This window comes from Puia dinghuensis, assembly GCF_014642875.1.
GTDB lineage: Bacteria > Bacteroidota > Bacteroidia > Chitinophagales > Chitinophagaceae > Puia > Puia dinghuensis.
Genome location: NZ_BMJC01000001.1, coordinates 978,378 through 1,001,373 on the forward strand (window position 1 = coordinate 978,378; position 22,996 = coordinate 1,001,373).

A 22,996-nucleotide genomic window follows, 5' to 3' on the forward strand; every position below is an offset into this window, starting at 1 on the left:
GTATGATCGACACACAGCAATTACCCGATACAAAAAACTTATCGCCGGTAGAAAGGATAAAACAAAAGAGTGACGGCCTCCGGGGCACCCTGGCGGAAAGCCTGCGCGACGAACTCACCGGCGCCATCAGCGAGGACGACCAGTCGCTGGTGAAATTCCACGGGATGTACCAGCAGGACGACCGCGACCGGCGCGAAGAGCGGGCGGAAAAGAAACTCGAACGCCTCTACTCCTTTATGATCCGCCTGCGCGTACCCGGTGGGTTTTTTACCCCCGAACAATGGATCGCCACCCACCACATCGCCGGAGAGCACTCCACCGGCGTCATCAAGATCACGACCCGGCAGACCATCCAGCTGCACGGCATCCTGAAGAGCCATGTCAAACCGACCATCGCCGCCTTCAACGCCATCACGCTGGACTCCATCGCCGCCTGCGGCGATGTCAACCGCAACGTCACCTGCACGGCCAATCCGCTGCAATCGCCCATCCACGAACAGGTGCATGCCTATGCGGCGAAGATCAGCAAGCTGCTGCTGCCCAAAACACATGCCTATTACGAGATCTGGCTCGACCAGGAAAGACTCACCGATAAGAAGGAAGAAGACGATGCATTGTACCAGGACCGCTATCTTCCCCGTAAATTCAAGATCGGCCTCGCCATCCCGCCTAATAATGACGTGGACGTACTTACCAACGACCTTGGACTCATCGCCATTATTGAAGACAATCAGCTGAAAGGTTTCAATATAGCCATCGGCGGCGGCCTTGGCGCAACCCATGGAAATGCCGAGACCTATCCACGGCTGGCGACGGTGATCGGTTTTGTCCCCGCCGACGACCGCCTGTTCAAAGCCGTCTATGAGATTGTCACTATCCAGCGCGACTATGGCAACCGCAGCGACCGCAAGTTTGCCCGGCTCAAATATACCGTCGATAAATATGGGACGGACTGGTACCGGCAGGAACTGGAAAAACGCACCGGCTTTGCGCTTGAAGATGCTCGTCCGTATACGTTTAACGATCGCACCGAACGCTTTGGCTGGCAGCAGGATCACAAGGGATTATGGCACTATACGCTCTTTGTAGAGAACGGCAGGGTACTGGACGATGAAAAGGTAGCACTCAAGACGGCCCTGCTGGAAGTAGCGGAGACAAAAAAAGCCAATTTCCGTTTCACGGTGAACCAAAAGATCATCTTGGCTGATATCCGGAAAAAAGACAAAGCCCTCATCAACGGCATCCTGGAAAAATACCGGCTCATCCAACATACCGAAGCCGCCTCCGCCATCCGAAAGAATTCCATCGCCTGTGTTGCCCTCCCCTCCTGTGGACTGGCCCTGGCGGAATCGCAACGCTATCTGCCCAGCCTCCTCGACCATATCGAAAGGCTGCTGGCCGGGCATGAGCTGAGCACCGAAGAGATCATCATCCGGATGACCGGCTGCCCCAATGGCTGCGGCCGGCCCTATGCCGCCGAGATCGGTTTTGTCGGCACCGCGATGGGGCACTATAATCTCTACCTGGGAGGCGACCACGAAGGCACCCGGCTCAATCGCCTCTATAAAGAGAACCTGGATGAGACCGCCATCCTGCGGGAATTGGACCTCCTGTTCTGGCTCTACAAAAAAGAACGCATCACCGGGGAAAGGTTCGGGGATTTCGCCCTGCGCCAACGCTGGTATAAACCATAAAAAAAATAATGACCGTCCGCCTCACCAGCAACGGTTTTTTTACATACTTTTACTCTACTAAATTAGTAGACTAATAATTTAACATAACAAAACCACCACCGCCGTTTATGAGATGGACCACTACCGCAATCCTGTTCTTCGCACTCCTTGCCGGAGCTACGATAACCGCACACGCCCAAACCACCGACGATATCCTCAAACTGATGGTCAGAAAAGGGGCCATCACCCAACAGGAGGCCGATTCCCTCCGCAGGGATTATTCCGTCAGACAACACCGGGAAGAAGAGATCGCCGACTCCTTTCCGCTCCGGCTGGGCCGGTCCCTCGACCTCAGCGGGTATACGCAGGCGGTCTGGCAAAGTTTCAGTCATCCGGGAAAATTCTACGACGGTTTTAGTATCAAAAGGGCCCGGCTTGACTTCCAGGGGCATTTCGCCTCGCAGTTCGACTACCGCTTATTGTTCGACTTCGTAGGCAGCAGCGGGGCCTCGGGTACGGCACCCACCGGCGGAGCCCTGATCTCCCCTACCCTCATCGAAGCCTATGTCACTTACAAACCCTTCCATTTCCTGCATCTCAAGGCGGGTCAGATGATCCTCGCCTTCTCACAGGAGAACATGACCCAGGACAGAAATCTCGACTTGATCGAACGCTCCCAGGTCGTTAACGCACTTGTCGCACGCAAAGGGGATGCGGCGGGCGGACTGGTGGATTCCATCGGCAACCAGAACGGCCGCGATATAGGTCTCCAGGCGTCTGGCAGCCTCATAAGAAAGCAGGATACTTACTTCCTGGATTATTCGGTTCAGCTGCTCAACGGTGCCGGTATCAATACGCTCGACAACAACCAGTCCAAGGACCTGGACGCCCGGCTGGTCATTCATCCGCTGAAATTCCTGAGCATAGGTGGTTCATACTACAATGGGAACGACCGCTTCACCTCCTCCCCAACCAAAGACCAAAAACGTATCCGGTGGGGCACCGAGCTGGCGCTCAATTATTCCGGTCTTTCCCTGAAAGGAGAATACATCAGGGGCCAGGAAGGCAATTCTTCGCAGGTGAACCACCCGGGTGACGCCGGCCTCACGGTGCACGAGGGCTGGTATGGACAGGCCGCTTATTTTTTCCTGCCCCGGCGCCTGCAGGCTGTATTCCGCTATGATTACTACGATCCCAACACGGCAAAGACCCAGAACAGAAGCACGTATTACGATCTAGGCATGAATTATTTCTTCAATGTCTGGACCAAGCTGCAGGTATACTACTCGCTGCGCGACCAGCAAGGCCCGGCTATCAATAACAACATGTTCGAAGCGCAGCTGCAATTGGCTTTCTGATCCGGCAGCCACTTCGCGCACGGCTATTGGTCGACTGATTCAGTAGGCAATTGTCGACTATTTCAGTAGGTAATTAAGATGAAAATGACTACTTTTATGTATCCAACGATGGAGAGCAACGACGTTCATACGAAAGAGAAAAACGGTAACACGCTATTCCCGGTTTTTGTAAAGCTCGAGCAGCTTCGGCTGTTGATCGTGGGCGGCGGCAACGTCGGTCTGGAAAAATTGCAGACCGTCCTGCAGAACTCCCCGGCCACGGCCATTACGCTCGTTGCGCCATTGATAAGTACAGCGGTGCGCGAGCTCGCCGCACAGCACCCGAACGTCCACCTGGTACAACGCCCCTATGAGCCCGATGACCTCAACGAAACAGATATCGCCATAGTGGCTGTAAACGACCGGTCTGTCAGCGCAACGATAGCCCATGACGCAAAACAGCGCGGCATCCTGGTGAACGTAGCCGATACCCCCGACCTCTGTGATTTCTACCTCAGCTCCGTTGTCCGGAAAGGGAATCTCAAAATTGCGATCTCCACCAACGGGAAGTCTCCGACCATCGCCAAACGTCTGAAGGAAGAACTCGGCGGGATGATACCCGACGAGATGGAAAGCGTACTCAACAATATGCATTCCATCCGGCAGCAGATCAACGGCGATTTCCCCGAGAAGGTGCGGCAACTCAACGAGCTGACCAAGGTGCTGGTAGCCAAACGGGCGAGCCCCGCATTACCCGAACAGCCGCGTTACAACCGCTGGCAGCAGGTGGTCAAATGGTGCCTCTTTGCTTTTCTTTTTATGATCCTGGGTCATGGATTGCTCTCCCTTGTCCCTTTTGCAGGCATCCTCGACTTCTTCCGCTCCCTGCCCCAGCGCTTTGACGTCACCAGCTTTCTGATCATGACCCTGGCGGGCTTTCTGGCGCAGATGGTCGACGGGTCGCTGGGCCTCGGCTATGGCACCATCTCCACCACCTTCCTGCTGGCCTATGGTGTACCCCCGGCCATCGTGAGCAGCCGCGTCCACTCGGCGCGCGTCTTTTCCAGCGGTGTTTCGGGATATAGCCATCACCGTTTCGGTAATATCAACAAAAAACTGTTCCGCACCATCGTCATCCCCGGCATCATCGGCGCCGTCCTCGGCGCCGCCATGGCTTTCACCAGCCAGGGATATGCGAAATATGTACGCATCCCCCTTTCGATATATACCGTCTACCTGGGCTACTATATCTTTAGAAAGGCCTTTGTCCGGCGAAACCCCAAAGACAAGGTAAAGCGGGCCGGCTGGCTGGCCTCCGCGGGCGGATTTACGGACGCCTTTGCGGGCGGCGGCTGGGGAACCCTGGTAACGAGCACGCTCATCTCCAAACGGCGTAACCCCCGCTATGTCATCGGTTCGGTATGCCTGGCGGAATTCTTCGTCGTCCTGGCCAGCTCTATCACCTTTTTCATCCTGCTGAAGAGTATCCCGTTATTCGATGTCGCCGGGATGATCCTGGGCGGCATTGTCGCCGCGCCCATCGCAGCCCGGCTGGTGGGTAAGCTGCCGGTGAAGACGATGTTCATCGCGGTAGGCGCCCTGGTCATCCTCACCAGCTGCAGCACGCTATGGAAATCCATCCAGCAGGTGCTGCATCATTAAGCGCACACCATCGGCCGGCGCCATCTCTGGAAGGCCGCGGCGCTCAGGCCACGAGCAGGCTGCACCCCCGGATATCGCTGTTGTCGACCCGCCCCGAGACCTCGAAACGCCCGTCGGGAAAGATACGCCCCACATCATCCGTCGCAAGAAAAGCACATGACCAGCGATTGGCCAGGTCGATGACATTGAGGATGCCTTCCCCCTGCATCCTTACTTCCAGCGGATCGTCCTCGGTACGCACCAGCATCCGCATCCAGGACGGGCAGGTGAAGAGCCCCTGTCCCGGGGAATAGGCCTGGGACAGCAATTCGGTCATCCCGTATTCGGCGTGGATGGTCTCCACTCCAAGCCGGCCGCTGAGAAAAGCATGCAATTCCCCACGGATAAGCTCACGCCTCCGCCCCTTCATCCCCCCCGTCTCCATGATCACCGTATGCCGCAGGGACATGGAATATTTCTCGGCAAAATCCAGCAGGGCGAAGGTCACCCCGATAAGCAGGGTCTTTTGCCCCCGGGCCTCCAGTTGCTGCAATACGCCATGCAACGCTTCATGTTCATACAGGTAGAACCCGCTTTGCGGATGGCCGCTTTGTTCGATGAGATCATGGACCATAACGACAAGCGAGCTGCTCGTCCTTTCCAGGTAGGAAGGCAGGAGCCCGATGATGCACCAATCCCTGATGGGGCCATAAAATTGCTCAAAAGCCGCCCTGAAACTCGCTTTGTAGAGTTCGAGGTCTTTCACCTCATGCCTGCTGCTCACCATCCCCGTCGTTCCGCTGCTGGTAAATACCGTCTCGGGGATGAAATCAGTGGTTTTCACCGCATGGGTCTTGAAAAAACTCACCGGCAGGAAGGGGATGTCCTCAAGCCTTGCGACGGCTGCCGGGTTCACTCCCAGGGTTTCGGCATACCGGCGGTAGAGCGCATTATGGGTAAACTGGAATCGGAAAAGCTCAAGGGCCTGAGAAGTAAAATCCGCAGGGTCCCAATTGTTAAAAAATGCTAAATGCACCCCACAAAAATACCCCCTTTTAGTTAAAATTAGGTAGGTTTGTAACTATCAATACTTCCACATGAAGCCTGGCTACTTCCTGGTATCCGTATTTCTCCTGGTCATCATCATCGCAATCAGCTGCGGCAAGAGCGGTTCGGGCAGCAAACCCAAGATCTCCATTGAATCCATCAATACCGTCGTTCAGCATGACGACTCTATGCGGGCCCTGTTCAAACTGAGCAATGCCGCCGGTCTCAGCAACGGTACCTTCGTCGCCATCCGCAAAAGGCTCAACCAGGCGCCAATCCCCGCCCAGGATACCGCCGGCGTGGATACATTTCCGGTGCAAATACCCAATTTCAACGGCAGTTCGAGTGGAGAAATGCGTTTTGCCCTGCCCGCCCAGGGATTCCTTAGTCAGACCTCCGACCTGCACATAAACGATACCCTTATTTACAAATTCTTCGTACTAACTACGGGCAATGTTTCCAGCGATACGATACCTTCTCCCAAGATCGTTATCCTAAATCCGTAACTTAGGGGCGTGTTCAGAAAGATCATCGATTATTTTGTTTTCAGCAGCCTGTATATTGCCTTATGCGCCGTGCTGATGGTCTGGCAAACCACCTGGCTGTTGCTGGGAGCAGCGCCTTCAGACCGGCTCCTCGGGTTTGTCTTTTTCTCCACCATCTGCAGCTACAATTTCCACTGGTACCTCACCCCGCGATCGGCCAGCCCATCCCGGCGGGTACAATGGACTAACCACCATAAAGCCCTGCATTTCGTTCTCTACCTCACCGGCGTCGTCGGCGCCTGCGTATATTTCTTTTACCTTCTGCCTTATTTTTTCGCACTGTGCTTCGGTGCCTTCCTTACCTTCCTGTATTCCGCGCCCAAGATACCCCACCCTATTTTCCATCATTTGCGGAAGATCGCCGTCGGCAAGACCCTTTTCCTCGCCTTTGTATGGGTCTATGTGACAACAGTGCTGCCCCTCATCGTAGCCGGGGCGCAATGGAATGTCTCCTTTGTCCTGTTCACCACCGGCCGCTTCTTCCTCATCTATGCCATCTGCATCATCTTCGACTATCGCGATAGACAAGACGACAAAGATCAGGGCATCCGCAGCCTGATCACGCTGCTGAGCGAAAAAGGCATCGACCGCCTCTTCTGGCTATCCATGACCCTTTTCTTCCTGTGCAATATTGCCCTCGCCTTTTATCACTACCCGGCTTATTACATCTTCCTGCTGGTGATCCCCGGCGTCATTACCACCGCCCTATACCGGCCGAGCAAACGCAATTTCTCCGATGATCTGTACTACATCGTCCTGGACGGGCTGATGATGTTTTCTGGCCTGCTGATGTTCATTTTTAGGATTTAAGTACATTTGCTGCCATAAGTAATTCAACAATGGCAAAAAGTGCGAAGAGCAGCTCTACATCTACATCTACTTCTATCCTTACTCCCAGGTCCTGGGAATTCTTAAAAAAATACATAGACAACCCCTCCCCTGTAGGCTTCGAAACCAGCGGCCAGAAACTCTGGCTCGACTACCTGAAACCCCATGTGGACAGCTGTTTCACCGACCCTTATGGAACGGCAGTCGGGATCGTCAATCCCGACGCGCCCTTCAAGGTCGTGATCGAGGCGCATGCGGACGAGATCAGCTGGTTCGTCAACTATGTCAACCCCGAAGGCCTGCTCTATCTGAAACGCAATGGCGGCGTCGACCATCAGATAGCACCCGGACAGCGGGTCTTTATCCATGGGAAAAAGGGCCGCGTTCCGGCAGTATTCGGCTGGCCGGCCATCCATACGCGGCTTGCCAATCCGGATGCGAAAGAGCCACAGCCAAAAGTGGACAGCCTGTTTCTCGACACCGGCGCACGCAACAAGAAAGAAATAGAAGAACTAGGCGTACACATCGGCGCCGTCGTCACCTACCAGGATGGCTATGCCGAACTGGGTTATGATTATCTCATCGGCCGGGCCTTTGATAACCGCATCGGCGGATTCATGATCGCCGAAGTGGCCCGCCTGCTGCGCGAAAACAAGAAAAAACTACCCTACGGCCTCTACGTGGTCAATGCAGTGCAGGAAGAGGTGGGGCTTCGGGGCGCGGAGATGATAGCAAGACGCCTTCGCCCCAATATTGCCATCATCACCGACGTCACCCACGACACGACAACGCCCATGATCAATAAGGCGATCGAAGGAGAGATCGCCTGCGGCAAGGGGCCTAGCCTTGCTTTCGGTCCGGCGGTGCACAACAAGCTGCTGGCCATCGTCCAGGAGACGGCTGCCACCAACGAGCTCCCCGTCCAGATGCGGGCGGTATCCCGCAGCACAGGCACCGATACGGACTCCTTTGCCTACGCCAACGATGGCTGTCCCTCCGTCCTCATCTCCATCCCCCTGCGATATATGCATACGACAGTGGAGATGCTGCACAAAAAGGACGTCGAACAGACGATCAGGCTTATGTATGAAACTTTGCTTATCTTGACTCCCAAAACAAATCTGAGCTATCTCTAATGAAAGGGCTGCTCCTATACATCGATCCCGGCAGCGGGAGCTATCTCGTGCAGGTGATCATTGGCGCCGTCCTGGGAGCACTGTTCTATTTTAAACGGTTTTGGCTTAGAGTAAAAACATTTTTCGTCCGGAAAAAAAAGGGGGCGTCAACGGAGAATGACGAAGGAAATGCCTGACCGTTCCCGGCATCCGGCCTCGTATAGAGACCCATCGGGGTTCATCTTTCGGTTGGACGGGCTCTGCTACCGGCAGGTGAACGAAGAATATGCAGACGATTACCGGCAACTGATAGACTCCGGGCTGTATCAGGCACTCAGTAGTAAAAATTGGTTGATCGGCCATTCAGAGGTCGAACAGGGCCCCATCGGCGGACCCGGCCATCTAAAGACCTTGTTGCCCCGGCAATTACCTTTTATCAGTTATCCGGCCGAATGGAGTCCCGATCAGTTGAAAGACGCCGCCCTGCTGACGCTTGGCATCCTGCGCGCCGCGATCAGCCGGGGAATGATCCTGAAAGACGCCAGCCCCACGAATATCCAATTTGCAGACGGAAGACCCCTGTTTATAGACAGCCTGTCCTTTGAACGCTATGACGCCTCCCGGCCATGGGTAGCCTACCGGCAGTTTTGTGAATGTTTTCTTTATCCGCTGTTGCTCCATCACTACCATCACCAGGGCGTCCATAAGATCCTGGCCGCTTATCCCGAAGGAATTGCAGCCTCCACCACCCTTCCACAGCTGCCGCTGAAAAGCCGTTTGCGGCCGGGGATCTGGCTGCATGTAGTTTTGCCCGCCCGCATCCGGCAAGGGGATGGTGATGCCGCCAGGTTGCCGCCCTTCGACGAAAAAAAATTGCTCCTGGTGGTTGATAACCTGGAGAGCACCATTCAAAAGCTCCGGACGGATGCACCCGGTGAAGGCTCGTGGCGCCGGTATTACAGCGAAACGATCCTCAGTTCCTCCTACCTCGCGGAAAAAGAAAAGATCTTCCGGGAAATGCTCGGATCCATCGGCTTCTCCTCTGCACTCGATCTGGGTGCGAACGATGGTCATTTTTCGAAGATCCTGGCGGAGAGAAAAGCCCTTGTCATCGCAGCCGATAGCGATTGGGCCTGCATCGGAAACCTGTATCGCTGGTGCCGGGACACGGGTACGTCCATTTACCCCCTGTGCATAGATATTGCCGACCCCACCCCTGCCTCCGGGTTCGGCCATGCCGAAAGATCATCCTTCACCGAAAGGGCTGAAAGCGATCTTGTCATTGCCCTTGCGCTGATCCATCACCTTGTCCTCACCAGGAACATCCCGTTCCATATGCTGGCTGGTTACATCGCCCGACTGACCAGGGCGCATCTTATCGTCGAATTCGTCGCCGCGACAGACGAAAAAGCGATTCTTCTCACCCGTAACAAGCCCGGCTTCCACAAACCTTATAATGCCAACGCCTTTGAACAGGAGTTCGGCCGGTATTTCACCATCATCCGGCGGACGCCCATTCCCGGCACCGAAAGGATATTGTATCTCATGAGAAAGAAGGAGGGCCAATGAAAATACCCGCCGCAAACCGCTCCTTTTTCCTTTTTTTGTTTCCGCTCTTTTTCGTTTTTCATGGATTTGTACGAAATGCAAGGTTCATCCGGGTGACGGATTGTCTCGTCCTGACAGGAGCCTACTTTCTTGCGGCGTTGATCCTCTACCTCCTTTTCTATGCCCTTCTCCGCAACAGCATCAATGCGGCGCTGGTGGCGTCCTTCGTCATGGCCTTCTACCTCTTTTTTGGCTTTATCCATGACCCCCTGCGGAAACACTCCATTTTTCTGCATCGTTACAGTATACTTTTACCCGTTTTCCTCGGACTAACCGTGCTGCTTACGCTTTACCTTCGGAAAAAAGCTCCCTTTACAAGGTTGAGTCTATACCTGAACCTATTGTTCCTGCTCAGCATCCTCTACGACGGAGCTACGCTGACCTGGCAGAGTCTTCAAAGCCGGTCGCCCCGCTTTTCAACGGTAGCCGTCTTCAGTGAAGGGCAGCCTGCTTGCGACACCTGCGCAAAACCAGACATTTATCTGCTGGTCTTCGACGAATATACAGGCAGCCGCACCCTGCGGGATGTCTATCATTATGACAACCACGGCCTCGACAGCTTCCTGGAGGCACAAGGCTTTCACATCCAGGGGAAAAGCCGTAGCAATTACTGGTTCACTTCATTCTCCATGGCCTCGATGCTGAATATGTCCTATCTCAATGGGATTAGCCACCCGCAAGCACTGACATCGGACGATTATACCAATGTCTGGGAGCCCCTCAGGAAATCCGAGGTCGTGAATTCTTTAATAGCAAAAGGCTATGACATTGTCAACCTTTCTCCCTTCGACCTTCCCGGACATCCGTCGACGGTCTCCCAGCCCTTCATCGCCACCAATACAAAGCTCATCACCTATCACACCCTGGCAGATTACCTGGAGAGGGATTTCGGTTACGTGTTGCAGCGCTTTATCCCTCGCGCTTCGAAGCTCGGGAATGTCTACAAAACGAATGAAACGGTCATCAGCCGCACCATACAGGCCAGTAGCCTGCATCCGGCAAGGCCGCGGTTTATTTACATGCACGTCGCGCTGCCGCATAGCCCCTTCCTGTTTGACAGCAGCCTCCACCGGCGCAGCCCGGAAGCCACAAATGTGGACTTCCGGCTCAAAGACTACCTGGACTACCTGCCCTATACCAATTTGCAGGCAAAACAGCTGATCACCGCGATAAAAGGCAACTCCGGCGGAAAGGCCGTCATCCTGTTTATGTCGGACCATGGAGTGAGAGCCTGGCATGATGTGAGTGACTTCTCCTATTTCTTTAATAATCAAAATGCTGTTTATTTTCCTGACAGGGGCTATTCCTGCCTCTATGACAGTATCAGCAATGTCAACCAGTTTAGGGTGGTCTTCAACAAATTGTTCCGTTCAAATCTTCCTTTATTAAGAGACTCTACCATATTTTTGCAGGATAGCGAATGAACATACAACATATAAACCGATAACCATGAATCGAAACGACTGGACACTTTCCGAAATAAAAGAGATTTACGATACGCCCTTGCTCGACCTCATCTACCGGGCCGCTACGGTTCACCGGGAGCACAATACCATCGGCGAGGTACAGGTCTGTACATTGCTATCCATCAAGACCGGCGGCTGTCCTGAAGACTGCGCCTACTGTCCGCAGGCAGCCCGCTATAATACCGGCGTGGGTGTACAGGCCCTGATGAAGAAAGACGAAGTGCTGGAATATGCCGCAAAGGCAAAGGCCGCAGGCTCCACCCGGTTCTGCATGGGCGCCGCCTGGCGGGAAGTAAGGGATAACAAGGACTTCGACCGCGTGCTGGACATGGTGAAGGGCGTCAATGAGATGGGGATGGAGGTCTGCTGCACCCTCGGCATGTTGAATGAAGACCAGGCGAAAAAACTCGCGGACGTTGGCCTTTATGCCTACAACCACAATCTCGACACTTCCTCGGAATACTACGGCGAGATCATCTCTACCCGCACCTATGACGACCGGTTGCGGACCCTGGAAAATGTCCGGAAAGCAGGAGTGACCGTCTGTTGCGGCGGCATCATCGGACTTGGCGAAACACATGAAGATCGTATCAAGATGCTTTATACGCTTTCCACCCTCCCTCAGCACCCCGAGAGCGTACCCATCAATGCCCTCGTGCGCGTAAAAGGTACGCCACTCGAAAACAATGCAAAAGTGGATGTCTGGGATATGATCCGGATGATCGCCACCGCACGTATCCTCATGCCTTCGACCATGGTAAGGCTTAGCGCCGGCAGGGCCGAAATGAGTCAGGCAGAACAGGCGCTCTGCTTTATGGCCGGGGCAAACAGCATTTTTGCCGGGGAGAAGCTGCTCACCACACCCAACCCCTCCTTTGAAGAGGATAATCTTATGTTCGAACTCCTGGGACTCAGACCGCGGGTCGCTTTCAAGGATGAGAAGGAACTCGCAACAGAGCTGCGCTAAGCCGGCATCAACGGGCGGCCGCGCATTAGCGGACAGCCGCGCGTCAGCGGACGGCTACGACGGGACGCAGATGGCCTACTTCTTCACAGATGTAGGTCTTGCCCGCCAGCACCTCGTCGATGGCGGTCACCATCTCCTGGCTGGAAGAATTCTTGGTGACGTAGCCGTTGGCTCCGTTGCGCAACATTTCATTGACATAAGAGCGCTCGGCCTGCACGGAAACGCCGATGATCTTTATATCGGAAGAAAATCCGCGAATAGTACGGGTTGCTTCGATGCCGTTGACGGGTTTCATATGAATATCCATCAACATCACATCCGGCTGCAACCGTTGAGCCGCTTCTATGGCCTCCTGGCCGTTGGCGCATTGCGCTATAACAGTAAGCCCGGGAATTTGGTTCAGCACCCAGCTCCAGGCTTCACGAACATGGAAATGATCGTCTACGATGATTAGCTTGATCATGGAAGGTATTTTCTCACGATTCCAAAATTACTGTTTCGGGAATAAAAAAAAAGCAAATCGATCAAATCCACAATCGATTACCCATTTTCCCGTAAGGAATAATCCTTACGGCCGAACAAAAAGAGGCCCGGCGCAAGCGCCGGGCCCCCCAACCCTTAAAACAACCAACATGAAAATCTGTAATTCTAACAGCTCACGTGTTGGTATGGTTCATAACAATATCTTAAATCACACCAGGGCCAGTTCAAGCACCTGTTGCATGGTTTTGACATAATTGAATTTGAGCCCCTTAATAAAGGCAGAGTCGATCTCCTGCACATCCTTCTCGTTCTGCCAGCAAAGGATCACCTCCTTCAACCCGGCGCGCCTGGCCGCAAGTATCTTTTCCTTGATGCCGCCAACAGGCAGCACCTGGCCGCGTAAGGTGATCTCCCCCGTCATGGCTAAATAGGGTTTCACCCGCTTGCCGGTGAAGGCGGAAGCCATCGCGGTCATCATCGTCACCCCCGCGCTAGGCCCATCTTTGGGTACGGCGCCTTCCGGCACATGGACATGGATGGTCTTCTTATTGAATGCTTCGGGGTCTATATCATATTTACGTGCATTGGACTGCAGATAAGTAAAACCAGTGGCGGCGCTTTCCTTCATGACATTACCAAGATTGCCGGTAAGCTTCAGCTCTCCTTTCCCTTCACTAAGGCTGGTCTCCACGAACAGGATGTCCCCGCCTACATAGGTCCACGCCAACCCTACTGCCACTCCCGGCATATTAGCTACCTTATAGAGATCGTTACTATACCTGGATTTGCCCAGCATCTTCTCGATGTCCGCCTGTGTCAGCTGCGCCTTGAGTTTACCCTTCATAGCGTATTCTTTCGCCTGGTAGCGCATAATTGAAGCCAACTGACGGTCGAGTTCCCGGACACCGCTTTCTCTGGTGTAATCCTGGATCACTTTCTCCAACACCTTGTCGCCAATCCGGAAGTTCAGCGATGCCAGGCCATGGGCCTCCCTTTGCTTGGGCACCAGGTGACGCCGGGCGATCTCTACTTTCTCTTCCACCGCATAACCGCTGAGGTCGATGATCTCCAACCGGTCGCGGAGCGCCGGCTGGATAGCGTTGATATCATTGGCCGTCGCCACGAAAAGCACCTTGCTCAAATCGTATTCCAACTCCAGGTAGTTATCGTAAAACGTATGATTCTGCTCGGGGTCCAGCACTTCCAGCAACGCAGAACTCGGGTCTCCCCTGAAGTCGCTGCCCGTCTTATCGATCTCGTCGAGGATCATGACAGGATTGGACGACTTTATCTTCCGCAGGGATTGAAGGATACGGCCGGGCATGGCGCCAATATAGGTCTTGCGGTGCCCCCTGATCTCGCCTTCGTCATGGAGACCGCCAAGGGAAATGCGCACATATTTGCGGCCAATAGCATTGGCAATGCTACGCCCAAGCGAGGTTTTGCCTATACCCGGCGGACCGACAAAACAGAGTATCGGGCTCTTCATGTCCCCTTTCAATTTCAGTACGGCCAGGTATTCGAGGATGCGCTCTTTCACCCTATCCATCCCATAGTGATCATGATCGAGAATCTTCTTCGCCTTTTTCAGATCATAGGAATCTTCCGTATAGTCCTGCCAGGGAAGCTCCAGCATCAGGTCGAGATGATTGTAGACAACGGAATAATCCGGGGTGCTGGGGTGCATCCGCTCCAGGCGCTCGACACCCTTCATGAAAAGATCTCGCGCAGCGGCAGGCCATTTCTTCGCCTCGGCCTTCTTTTGCATCTCCTTTACCTCCCGCTCGTTGCTGTCACCGCCCAGCTCATCCTTGATGCTCTTCATCTGTTGCTGCAGGAAGTATTCCCGCTGTTGCTTGTCCAATTCCGTCTTCGTCTTATTGGTCAGCTTGTTCTTCAGCTCGGCGAACTGCAACTCCCGCTGCAGCAGCTGCATCAGCAGGTCGGCTCTTGACTTGATGTGATGTATCTCGAGCAGCTGTTGCTTCTCATGCAGCTCGGTATTGAGGTTGCTGGAAATAAAATGTATGAGAAAGGAGGGGTTCTCGATATTCTTCAGGATGATCGAAGCTTCGGAAGGGATGTTAGGCGACAATTGAATGATCTGGGCCGCCAGGTCCTTTATATTCGACACATACGCTTCGAAGTCCTGCTCCTTGGGCGCTTCTTCTTCCTGCAACAGCACCACCTGCGCCTTGAAGTAGGGATCTTCGGCGGTGACGGCGCCTACCTTGAACCGTCTTTTACCCTGAAGGATAACCGTAGTTCCGCCATCCGGCATTTTTATCAGTTTGATGATGCGGGCTACGGTACCGACGTCTTCCAGGTCGCTAACGGTAGGGTCTTCGATGGTACTGTCTTTTTGCGCCAGCACCCCGATGAGTTTGTCCGCCTTATATGCATCGTTGACTGCCTTTATGCTCTTATCCCGGCCCACGGTGATCGGAAGGACCACGCCTGGAAACAGTACGGTATTGCGCAGAGGTAGTACGGGAAGTTCTTTGGGGATCTCGATATCGTTCAGGCCTTCGTTATCAGTTTCATTCAAGGGTATGATGGGCATAAAGTCCAAGTCATCTTCCGCACGCATGAATAAATTCTCTTTCAATTTCTACTTGTTTATTTGCCGGGCCCATGGTCCGGCTTTGGAATGACAAAATAGCACCTGTAAAGGAAAAATCCTACTCTTTTAGGAACGAATTATATTGTTGGCAAGATTGGTGCCAGCCCCCCTGGGCATGCCAAAACAGGCACAAAAAACAACAGCCCCCCTGTTTTGGCAGGAGAGGCTGTCTTATTGCGTTTCTATTGCCTAGAAGAGGCGGAAACCGGCATATACCTGCCATCCCTGGTTCTTCCAGGATTCCTGATTCTGCAGGTCGTTGATATCGCTCAACCCGATGACATACCGGGCGCCCACTTTAATGCTGGCAAGGTTCAGTTGCGCACCCGCCACCACAGCAAAGTCACCCTTCTTGAAAGCGTCCTTTGTATTGCTCACAAGGCTCTCATCCTGGTTCAGCAGGATGCCGAACTGCGGGCCCGCCTGCAGGCTCAACAGCGGAATCGGTCTGAAGCTCAATAGCACCGGAATGCTGAGGTAGTTCAGTTTACCTTCCACACTATTGACACCGTTGGGATAGATAGAACTGAACTGCGTGCCGGTGCGATAATTCGTCTGATTGAACAACAATTCAGGCTGGATACCCCAATTGGGAGTAACGTTGAGCTCAGCAAAGGCTCCGACACTGTAACCAAATTTGAATTCCGAGCTCATGGACTGGCCATCCACCTTAAACAGATTGGCCCCGGCCTTGATGCCCAAATGAATACCTTGCGCCTGGGTATGGAGTATGGCTAACACAAGCGCTACGGACAATACGAATGCTTTCCTCTTCATGATGGATTGTTTTAATTTAAAGGAATGGATTGCAGGTATTAATTCAACTTATATGCCACTATTTCTTTCTCAGTTTGACATCCCACAATTGATACCCCAGGTAGGCCTGAATTCCATATTGACGCCATGTGTCCGTCGTTTCAAAGGAAATATTATTCAACCCCGCAGAATACCGCAGACCAAAGATGACCTTACCTAAGTTGAGCTGTCCGCCGAAAACAAGCGAAAGATCGTTCTTATTGAAAGCGTTCTTTCCCTGATTGGCCGGGCCTCCCAACAAACCAGTGGTCTGGCTGACGAGGTAACCATATTGTGGTCCCAGTAAGATGGATAATTCGGGTATAGGTTTAAAAGAGATCAACACCGGAACCGCAACATAATTCAAAGCTACCAGCTGACCGGTGAGCCCGTAATAGATATTTGCGAAATCATCAGATGTTTTGCATATCGTCTGGTTGAACAACAGCTCTGGTTGCAGCGACCATTTGGAAGTAAAATTCAGCTTTGCATATGCTCCGGCGCTGAACCCCGGGTAGGTCTTCCCGTCAAACGATCTGCCGCCCACCTTGAAGAAATTCCCGCCGGCCTTCAGACCCAGCTGAAGCGAGGACTGGCCATAGGTAGTAGTGACAGATGCAGTAAGCAGCAGAAAGGCAAGGATTCCGGACCATTTGTTAAAAGCCAATTTGTTCATATTCGATTTCATTGTTGATGCTGTTTTGGGTTCCATGTAAAAATTGAATGAAAATACGGTTGAATAATCTATTGGTATGTTAAAATCCTTAAAAGACTCGTTAATACATTAACAGTTTTCTAACAACATATACGGGGATCAAGCTAGTTCGATGACGGTGATCTCCGGTAATATGCCGAAACGCCCCGGGTAGCCGATAAAGCCATATCCCCGGTTGACATATAGCCGCTGACGCCCTTCCTGATAGAGACCCGCCCATTGCTTATAGAGAAACTGCACCGGGCTCCATTTGAATCCTGGGAGCTCGACGCCATACTGCATACCATGGGTATGGCCGGAAAGCATCAGGTCGATATCCGGGTACTGTGGTCTCACTTCGGCATCCCAATGGCTGGGATCATGACTCATCAGTATCTTGAAAGGATATTTCTCGGTTCCCGGACAGGCCAGGTCCATCCTGCCATACTTGGGGAACCGGGCCTTGGCACTCCAGTTCTCGATGCCAATGAGGGCTATCTGTCCTTCACCCCGCTGCAGAACGACATGTTCGTTCATCAGCAGGCGCCAGCCCATCTCTTGCTGTATCTGTCTGAGGTGGTCGAGGTTGGCCTCTTTCAGTTCGGGTGTCTCCCACCAGACATAATCCCCATAGTCATGGTTCCCCAGCACCGAAAATACCCCCATCGGGGCCTCCAGGCGGCCGAAAATGGCCTTATAATCCTTCACTTCCGTGGCAAGGTCATTGACGAGGTCGCCGGTGAAGAGGATGAGATCGGGTTTCTCGGCCAATATCAGGTCGATGCCTTTGTTCACCGCCTCCGGATTGGCGAGGCTGCCGGAATGAATATCCGATATTTGAATGATTTTCAATCCTTTAAAGGAGGCTGGAAGATTTTCGAAAGCCATCCTCACCCGGTGGAGCTTATAATTATATTTATTCCCAAACCCATATAGAAGCGAACCAAATACACCAGTTCCCAGTCCCAGGCCCAGCCAGCTAAGAAAGACGCTTCGGGAAATAGCGTCCTCATCTGGGCCGGCAGCAGTTGTGGAGAACCGGGCGATCACCCAGCGGATCAGCCGCCGGGTATCATCTACCAGCAGGAAAGCTACGGTTAGCAATTTGGCAATGTAGATGCCGAAAATGATAGCCATCAGGTAACTGTTCACCCGCATATACTGCCAGTGCAGGTAGGGAAGGATGATCAAGGTTGCCAGCGCAACGACCGACAGCCCCCAGTAAGTGCTGAAAACGATCGTCCGCCAGCGCGTAGGCATGCCTTGGGTAATTGTCTTTATTGCCTGAAAAACATAGATATCCAATAATATTGCCACAATAACGACAATCAGGGTAAACCGCCGGCTTCGCATTTCGGGTCAATTTTGCGCAAAATTGCAGCAAACTTCCCGAAATATGGCTTTGTGCCAAAAAATGAGCGAAATATAATCTCGAAGAATGTAAATTTGCCCACTTACACCAGGAGCCGCGGGAAGCGGCTCGAAATATTATGGGAAAAATTATAGGAGTTGCAAATCAAAAGGGAGGTGTGGGCAAAACCACTTCGGCCATTAACCTGGCGGCAAGTTTTGCCGTGCTGGAATTCAAAACGCTGTTGGTAGACGCGGACCCTCAGGCAAACAGCACCACCGGGGTGGGATTCGACCTGCACAATGTGACCCAGAGTCTTTATGACTGTATGGTCAATCATATCCCGGTGAAGGATGTCATTCTCAAATCCGAGATCCCCCACCTGGATGTGGTTCCTTCCCATATCGACCTGGTGGGCTATGAAATAGAAATGATCAACTATCCCAACCGGGAAAGTGTGCTGAAGGGTATTCTCGAGCCGGTGAAAGACGAATACGATTTTATCATTATAGATTGCTCGCCATCGCTGGGTCTGATCACGGTGAACGCGCTGACGGCCTCCAATTCGGTCATCGTGCCGGTGCAAACGGAATTCTTTGCCCTGGAAGGCCTTGGCAAACTCCTGAATACGGTGAAGATCGTCCAGAGCCGCCTCAACCCCCAATTGGCCATCGAGGGTATCCTGATGACGATGTATGATGGCCGGCTGCGTTTGTGCAACCAGGTGGTGAGTGAAGTACGCAAACATTTTGATGAGATCGTTTTTGACACCATCATCCATCGGAATACGAAGATCAGCGAAGCACCCAGTGTAGGCAAGCCCGTGATCCTTTACGATGCCCTGAGCAAAGGCTCCGTGAATTACCTCAACCTGGCCAAAGAGATCCTGCAAAAGAATAACATGACGCGGATCAGGCAGGAAGAGAGAATCTTAGAATAGAAACGCAATGACAACGCCGCATAAAAAAGATAAAGAAGCCCTTGGAAAGGGTATCAGGTCTCTGTTGCAAAGCATAGATGCCGACCTGAAAACGACTTCGGGAGAATTGAAATCTTCCGTCGTGGAAGCAGTCACCAACATGCTGCGCATTCCACTCGACCAGATAGAGACCAATCCCCGGCAGCCGCGCCATGATTTCGATGAGACGGCCCTGCAGGAGTTGGCGCAGTCCATCCGCCTGCACGATATCATCCAGCCCGTGACGGTCTCCAAACTGCCGACGGGAAAATACCGGCTCATCTCCGGTGAGCGGCGCTTTCGCGCGGCTAAGATCGCCGAGCTAAAGGATATTCCCGCCTATGTGCGCCAGGCCGACGACCAGCAGCTGCTCGAGCTGGCCCTGCTCGAGAACCTCCAACGGGAAGACCTCAACGCAATGGAGATCGCGCTTAGCTACAAGCGGATGATGGAAGAGCTCAACTACACCCAGGAGCAGGTGGCCGAGCGGATGGGTAAAGAAAGAAGCACGGTAGCCAACTATATCCGCCTGCTGAAGTTACCGCCCGACATCCAGGTAGCGGTGCGCAGCAACCAGTTATCGATGGGGCACGCGCGTGCACTCATCAACGTGGACACCGTTGACAAACAACTATACCTCTTCAACGAGATAAAGAAAAAAGGCCTTTCTGTCCGCCAGACGGAAGAGCTGGTCAGAAAGCTTTACAAGGAGAACACCCCTGTTAAAAATTCGGTAAAGCCCACGCTGCCCGAGGCATTCAAAAGAATTGAAGATAACTTAGCATCGCACTTCAGCACCCGGGTAAAGCTCAATCACAACAAGAAAGGAGAAGGGAGCATTTCCATTGAGTATTACTCGCTTCAGGAATTGAATAAATTGCTGGACCAACTGGGTGTCTCTGTAAACTAAGCATTCTCCACATGAACATGGCCCGGTTCTTTTTATTGGTTATAGGATTACTGTCCCTGCACGGCATTTGCTGCGGCCAGAAGACCGACACCCTCCCCATCATCCGCAAGCAGCACACAGAATCTCCTTACAAGATCGACACGCTGGCGCGTCACTCGCACAATCCCCGTAAGGCGACCCTCTATTCTACTTTCTTTCCCGGCCTTGGGCAAATATATAACCGGAAATACTGGAAGGTTCCCATCGTCTGGGCCGCCGTAGGGATCCCGGCTTATTTGTATTTCGACAACAAGAAATGGTACGATAGATGTCAGTATGCCATCTCTGTCATCGACACCTACCAGGGATCGGCCACCGGTGTTCCCGACAGCGTGTTTAAAAAGGTGGACCCTAAATTACAACCCTTCGTAACGAACGGAGATGATAACTCCCTTCGCAATTACCGCAATGAATACCGGAAGGATGAGGATTACTCCATTCTTTTCTTCATCCTCTTCTGGGGATTGAACATCGTGGATGCCACGGTGGACGCCCACCTGATGAACTTCGATGTCGGCAACGAACTCAGCCTCCACCTGGACCACCCTTCCAGCAATGCGATGGTCCGTGGGCCGATGGGGCCCGGCATGGGTCTTAGCCTGCTTGTCGACTTCCATAAGCCGAAATACAAGGCGCTTGCTGCACTGCCCTGAGAGGTGAAAAAACCTTAACTTTGCAAAATTTGCTCTCAATATGAAGATCGCGCTCATCGGTTATGGAAAAATGGGAAAGGCGATAGAAGAGATCGCCGTGTCAAGAGGCCACAAGATCGTCCTCAAAGTGTCCATCGAAAACCAGCAGGACAACACCGTTGCCAGGATAAAGGAAGCCGATGTCGCCATCGAGTTCACGGGCCCTGAAAGCGCCTATGATAATATCATCCGTTGCCTCGAAGCAGGCGTACCGGTGGTCTCCGGCTCAACGGGCTGGCTTAGCCGGCTGGAGGAGGTGAAAGAGGAATGCCGGAAGCGAAATGGATCCTTCCTGTACGCCAGTAATTTCAGCGTGGGTGTCAACCTCTTCTTTGAGGTAAATAAGCGCCTGGCCGCCCTGATGGCGCCCCGCCCGGAATATGATGTACAGATCATCGAGACCCATCATACCGAAAAAAAGGACTCGCCCAGCGGAACGGCGATCACGCTGGCAGAGCAGATCCTGGAAAAAATCAGCCGGAAAAAAGAATGGGTTAATCATATTAGTGATAACTTAGATGAATTGGAGATCCTGAGCGAGCGTATTGACCCTGCGCCCGGCACGCATACCATCGAATACAGCTCCCCCATCGATACGATCACGATCACCCACACGGCTCATAACCGCCGGGGTTTTGCGACCGGCGCCGTATTGGCCGCAGAATTCATTGTGGACAAAAAAGGGATCTATCAGATGAGCGAGGTGCTAGGATTCTAGGAACCGCCGGAGGCGGTTCGACCGAAGGTCCGACATAAACCATATGCGCCAATAGGCCTATTTTTGTCGATGGCCTATTGGTGCATATAAAACCAAGGAAAAAAGATGCTATCCAAAAAAACGCAATATGCTTTCCAGGCGCTGATGTACCTGGCCTCTAAAGAAACCGACGAACCGGTGCTGATCGCAGAGATCGCACGGAAAAAAAAGATCCCCCTGAAATTCCTGGAGAATATCCTGCTGGAATTGAAAAACGCCAATATCCTCGATAGCAAAAAAGGAAAAGGCGGCGGTTATTACTTTGCCAAAAACCCGAAGGACGTACCCTTGGCAACCGTTATGCGACTCCTGGATGGCCCCATCTCCCTTTTACCATGCGTCAGTCTTTACTTTTACGAACGATGTAAGAACTGCGACGAAAAAAGCTGTGGTTTACACACGGTGATGTCGCAAGTGAGAGACGCCAACCTGAAGATCCTGGAAAAAAAGACCATCGCCGACCTGGCAAAAGGGTGATTATCTCTTTTATCCACTGGTTGCCCGCTTGCTCAGGCTGATAAAGTGATTCAAACAAACCCTCTCGGCAATATCCAGCAACCGGCGGATCCTTTCCGTCAGCATCTCCAATTCTTCTGCGGAGATGGTGAATTCCTCCTTATAACGGGCGTTTACATACCCGGATGACAACAGCCGGAAAAGCTCTTCCTCCTCTTTGGTGTCGCGGGGAAACAATACTGCAAGCTCGATGGAAAACCTGTTCGTATAACGCCTCAGCTTATCGAGGTTGTGTGTCGTAGGCTTATACCCCATAAACGCCAGCAGGATGGCCTGGTAACATTGCTCCGCCGCCTGATGCAACAAAAAGACAGCCGCATTCCTCCTCCGCTGCCCTTTTAGGAATTCAGCACTGTGGAAAAAGTCGCCGGATTGCCCCATCCATCTTTCAAAATCTTTTTCAGCAAGCATCCTCACCGCCTCCAAATCGGGAAGAAAAGCCTCGGCCAGTGGCGCCAGTCTCGCATCGAATACCAGGATCCCCTCCAGCACCGCCATCGAAAAGAAATACTGCCCCTCCTTCACCCGTCTGTTGACATAAGCGATATCATGCACAAGGGCCGTCACCGCCACTTCTTCCCGGCACCGGCTCTCGATGATATCCTGCAGCTCATAGTCCGAACGTCGCTCTTCTTCCCTCGTCACTACCAGCAGATCGAATGCGCCAAGTTCGCGTGGTAAATGATGATGAAGACCCGCATCACCCGCACCACTATACACACCAAAGAGAATGATCTTCTCCGGCCTCACCGCCCGAACGATGATCTTGACGGCCCTTTCGAGCATTTCACGCTGTCCCGCAGACAGATGCCCAAGCGAAGTATTCATAGTTTTATAAGGTTATGTGTTAGCAATAATTTTGGCTATATTTGTCCAAAGCTACAATACAAATATCACGAAAATTGATACAAATTACCAAAAAAGGTAATAATTTTTTACGATTCTATCTTT

General features: G+C 52.7%; 22 protein-coding genes. 15 read left to right on the plus strand and 7 right to left on the minus strand.

Annotated elements, in window-relative coordinates; translation table 11 throughout:
- The first annotated feature begins 2 nt into the window (after window positions 1–2).
- The 3 genes from IEY39_RS03855 (at window position 3) to IEY39_RS03865 (ending at window position 4,672) form a co-directional block, all read left to right on the plus strand.
- Window positions 3–1,694, plus strand: a complete 1,692-nt coding sequence (locus tag IEY39_RS03855) for an NADPH-dependent assimilatory sulfite reductase hemoprotein subunit (RefSeq protein ID WP_188928709.1) — start codon at window positions 3–5, stop codon at window positions 1,692–1,694.
- 107 nt (window positions 1,695–1,801) lie between these two features.
- Window positions 1,802–3,031, plus strand: a complete 1,230-nt coding sequence (locus IEY39_RS03860; protein ID WP_188928711.1) for a porin — start codon at window positions 1,802–1,804, stop codon at window positions 3,029–3,031.
- An 84-nt stretch (window positions 3,032–3,115) separates the two neighbouring features.
- Complete coding sequence (locus tag IEY39_RS03865) at window positions 3,116–4,672, plus strand: TSUP family transporter (RefSeq protein ID WP_188928713.1); 1,557 nt, start codon at window positions 3,116–3,118, stop codon at window positions 4,670–4,672.
- A gap of 43 nt (window positions 4,673–4,715) precedes the next feature.
- Here IEY39_RS03865 and IEY39_RS03870 read toward each other — a convergent pair whose 3' ends face one another.
- A complete protein-coding gene (locus tag IEY39_RS03870; RefSeq protein WP_188928715.1) occupies window positions 4,716–5,687 on the minus strand; it encodes a LuxE/PaaK family acyltransferase in 972 nt (323 codons plus the stop codon).
- 61 nt (window positions 5,688–5,748) lie between these two features.
- Between IEY39_RS03870 and IEY39_RS03875 the strand changes: the two genes are divergently transcribed.
- The 7 genes from IEY39_RS03875 to bioB are packed head-to-tail and all read left to right on the plus strand — an operon-like array spanning window position 5,749 to window position 12,227.
- Window positions 5,749–6,204 (plus strand): hypothetical protein, encoded by a 456-nt coding sequence (locus IEY39_RS03875; RefSeq protein ID WP_188928717.1) that lies wholly within the window; start codon window positions 5,749–5,751, stop codon window positions 6,202–6,204.
- Between the two features lie 9 nt (window positions 6,205–6,213).
- Complete coding sequence (locus IEY39_RS03880; protein WP_188928718.1) at window positions 6,214–7,053, plus strand: UbiA family prenyltransferase; 840 nt, start codon at window positions 6,214–6,216, stop codon at window positions 7,051–7,053.
- 29 nt (window positions 7,054–7,082) lie between these two features.
- Window positions 7,083–8,207, plus strand: coding sequence for a M42 family metallopeptidase (locus tag IEY39_RS03885; protein ID WP_188928720.1), 1,125 nt, complete (start codon window positions 7,083–7,085; stop codon window positions 8,205–8,207).
- Entirely contained in the window at window positions 8,207–8,383 is a 177-nt protein-coding gene (locus tag IEY39_RS03890; RefSeq protein WP_188928722.1) for a hypothetical protein, read from the plus strand. The genes IEY39_RS03885 and IEY39_RS03890 overlap by 1 nt, the downstream gene beginning before the upstream one ends.
- Window positions 8,376–9,755, plus strand: coding sequence for a class I SAM-dependent methyltransferase (locus IEY39_RS03895; protein WP_188928724.1), 1,380 nt, complete (start codon window positions 8,376–8,378; stop codon window positions 9,753–9,755). Before IEY39_RS03890 ends, IEY39_RS03895 begins: the two co-directional genes overlap by 8 nt.
- Window positions 9,752–11,218 carry a hypothetical protein gene (locus IEY39_RS03900; RefSeq protein WP_188928726.1) on the plus strand — a complete coding sequence of 489 codons (1,467 nt, stop codon included), beginning with the start codon at window positions 9,752–9,754 and terminating at the stop codon, window positions 11,216–11,218. Before IEY39_RS03895 ends, IEY39_RS03900 begins: the two co-directional genes overlap by 4 nt.
- A gap of 25 nt (window positions 11,219–11,243) precedes the next feature.
- Entirely contained in the window at window positions 11,244–12,227 is a 984-nt protein-coding gene (gene bioB / locus IEY39_RS03905) for a biotin synthase BioB (RefSeq protein WP_188928728.1), read from the plus strand.
- Window positions 12,228–12,270: 43 nt separating this feature from the next.
- Here the strand turns inward: bioB and IEY39_RS03910 are convergent, their stop codons facing one another.
- From IEY39_RS03910 to IEY39_RS03930, 5 genes are all read right to left on the minus strand, one after another.
- Window positions 12,271–12,690, minus strand: a complete 420-nt coding sequence (locus IEY39_RS03910) for a response regulator (RefSeq protein ID WP_188928730.1) — start codon at window positions 12,688–12,690, stop codon at window positions 12,271–12,273.
- Window positions 12,691–12,918: 228 nt separating this feature from the next.
- Entirely contained in the window at window positions 12,919–15,318 is a 2,400-nt protein-coding gene (lon, locus tag IEY39_RS03915; RefSeq protein ID WP_229688755.1) for an endopeptidase La, read from the minus strand.
- A 204-nt stretch (window positions 15,319–15,522) separates the two neighbouring features.
- A complete protein-coding gene (locus tag IEY39_RS03920) occupies window positions 15,523–16,110 on the minus strand; it encodes a porin family protein (protein ID WP_188928732.1) in 588 nt (195 codons plus the stop codon).
- A gap of 58 nt (window positions 16,111–16,168) precedes the next feature.
- Window positions 16,169–16,816 carry a porin family protein gene (locus tag IEY39_RS03925; RefSeq protein ID WP_188928734.1) on the minus strand — a complete coding sequence of 216 codons (648 nt, stop codon included), beginning with the start codon at window positions 16,814–16,816 and terminating at the stop codon, window positions 16,169–16,171.
- A 126-nt stretch (window positions 16,817–16,942) separates the two neighbouring features.
- Window positions 16,943–18,175: a metallophosphoesterase gene (locus tag IEY39_RS03930; RefSeq protein ID WP_188928736.1), complete on the minus strand. Its 1,233-nt coding sequence runs from the start codon at window positions 18,173–18,175 to the stop codon at window positions 16,943–16,945.
- A gap of 137 nt (window positions 18,176–18,312) precedes the next feature.
- On the opposite strand from IEY39_RS03930, the gene IEY39_RS03935 reads away from it, so the two are divergent.
- From IEY39_RS03935 to IEY39_RS03955, 5 genes are all read left to right on the plus strand, one after another.
- The gene (locus tag IEY39_RS03935; protein ID WP_188928738.1) at window positions 18,313–19,113 is read left to right on the plus strand and encodes a ParA family protein; all 801 of its coding nucleotides are present in this window, start codon (window positions 18,313–18,315) and stop codon (window positions 19,111–19,113) included.
- A 7-nt stretch (window positions 19,114–19,120) separates the two neighbouring features.
- Window positions 19,121–20,041 carry a ParB/RepB/Spo0J family partition protein gene (locus tag IEY39_RS03940; RefSeq protein WP_188928741.1) on the plus strand — a complete coding sequence of 307 codons (921 nt, stop codon included), beginning with the start codon at window positions 19,121–19,123 and terminating at the stop codon, window positions 20,039–20,041.
- 11 nt (window positions 20,042–20,052) lie between these two features.
- The gene (locus IEY39_RS03945; protein ID WP_188928743.1) at window positions 20,053–20,733 is read left to right on the plus strand and encodes a DUF5683 domain-containing protein; all 681 of its coding nucleotides are present in this window, start codon (window positions 20,053–20,055) and stop codon (window positions 20,731–20,733) included.
- A gap of 40 nt (window positions 20,734–20,773) precedes the next feature.
- A complete protein-coding gene (dapB, locus tag IEY39_RS03950) occupies window positions 20,774–21,490 on the plus strand; it encodes a 4-hydroxy-tetrahydrodipicolinate reductase (RefSeq protein WP_188928745.1) in 717 nt (238 codons plus the stop codon).
- A gap of 105 nt (window positions 21,491–21,595) precedes the next feature.
- Window positions 21,596–22,006: an RrF2 family transcriptional regulator gene (locus IEY39_RS03955; RefSeq protein WP_188928747.1), complete on the plus strand. Its 411-nt coding sequence runs from the start codon at window positions 21,596–21,598 to the stop codon at window positions 22,004–22,006.
- A gap of 9 nt (window positions 22,007–22,015) precedes the next feature.
- Here IEY39_RS03955 and IEY39_RS03960 read toward each other — a convergent pair whose 3' ends face one another.
- Window positions 22,016–22,873, minus strand: coding sequence for a HEPN domain-containing protein (locus IEY39_RS03960; protein WP_188928750.1), 858 nt, complete (start codon window positions 22,871–22,873; stop codon window positions 22,016–22,018).
- Window positions 22,874–22,996: the final 123 nt, after the last annotated feature.

Bases quoted from the DNA above. Each gene is read 5' to 3' on its own strand.
- IEY39_RS03855 (WP_188928709.1), top strand. From the start codon at position 3: ATGATCGACACACAGCAATTACCCGATACAAAAAACTTATCGCCGGTA.
- IEY39_RS03860 (WP_188928711.1), top strand. From the start codon at position 1,802: ATGAGATGGACCACTACCGCAATCCTGTTCTTCGCACTCCTTGCCGGA.
- IEY39_RS03865 (WP_188928713.1), top strand. From the start codon at position 3,116: ATGACTACTTTTATGTATCCAACGATGGAGAGCAACGACGTTCATACG.
- IEY39_RS03875 (WP_188928717.1), top strand. From the start codon at position 5,749: ATGAAGCCTGGCTACTTCCTGGTATCCGTATTTCTCCTGGTCATCATC.
- IEY39_RS03885 (WP_188928720.1), top strand. From the start codon at position 7,083: ATGGCAAAAAGTGCGAAGAGCAGCTCTACATCTACATCTACTTCTATC.
- IEY39_RS03890 (WP_188928722.1), top strand. From the start codon at position 8,207: ATGAAAGGGCTGCTCCTATACATCGATCCCGGCAGCGGGAGCTATCTC.
- IEY39_RS03895 (WP_188928724.1), top strand. From the start codon at position 8,376: ATGCCTGACCGTTCCCGGCATCCGGCCTCGTATAGAGACCCATCGGGG.
- IEY39_RS03900 (WP_188928726.1), top strand. From the start codon at position 9,752: ATGAAAATACCCGCCGCAAACCGCTCCTTTTTCCTTTTTTTGTTTCCG.
- bioB (WP_188928728.1), top strand. From the start codon at position 11,244: ATGAATCGAAACGACTGGACACTTTCCGAAATAAAAGAGATTTACGAT.
- IEY39_RS03910 (WP_188928730.1), bottom strand. From the start codon at position 12,690: ATGATCAAGCTAATCATCGTAGACGATCATTTCCATGTTCGTGAAGCC.
- IEY39_RS03920 (WP_188928732.1), bottom strand. From the start codon at position 16,110: ATGAAGAGGAAAGCATTCGTATTGTCCGTAGCGCTTGTGTTAGCCATA.
- IEY39_RS03925 (WP_188928734.1), bottom strand. From the start codon at position 16,816: ATGAAATCGAATATGAACAAATTGGCTTTTAACAAATGGTCCGGAATC.
- IEY39_RS03930 (WP_188928736.1), bottom strand. From the start codon at position 18,175: ATGCGAAGCCGGCGGTTTACCCTGATTGTCGTTATTGTGGCAATATTA.
- IEY39_RS03935 (WP_188928738.1), top strand. From the start codon at position 18,313: ATGGGAAAAATTATAGGAGTTGCAAATCAAAAGGGAGGTGTGGGCAAA.
- IEY39_RS03940 (WP_188928741.1), top strand. From the start codon at position 19,121: ATGACAACGCCGCATAAAAAAGATAAAGAAGCCCTTGGAAAGGGTATC.
- IEY39_RS03945 (WP_188928743.1), top strand. From the start codon at position 20,053: ATGAACATGGCCCGGTTCTTTTTATTGGTTATAGGATTACTGTCCCTG.
- dapB (WP_188928745.1), top strand. From the start codon at position 20,774: ATGAAGATCGCGCTCATCGGTTATGGAAAAATGGGAAAGGCGATAGAA.
- IEY39_RS03955 (WP_188928747.1), top strand. From the start codon at position 21,596: ATGCTATCCAAAAAAACGCAATATGCTTTCCAGGCGCTGATGTACCTG.
- IEY39_RS03960 (WP_188928750.1), bottom strand. From the start codon at position 22,873: ATGAATACTTCGCTTGGGCATCTGTCTGCGGGACAGCGTGAAATGCTC.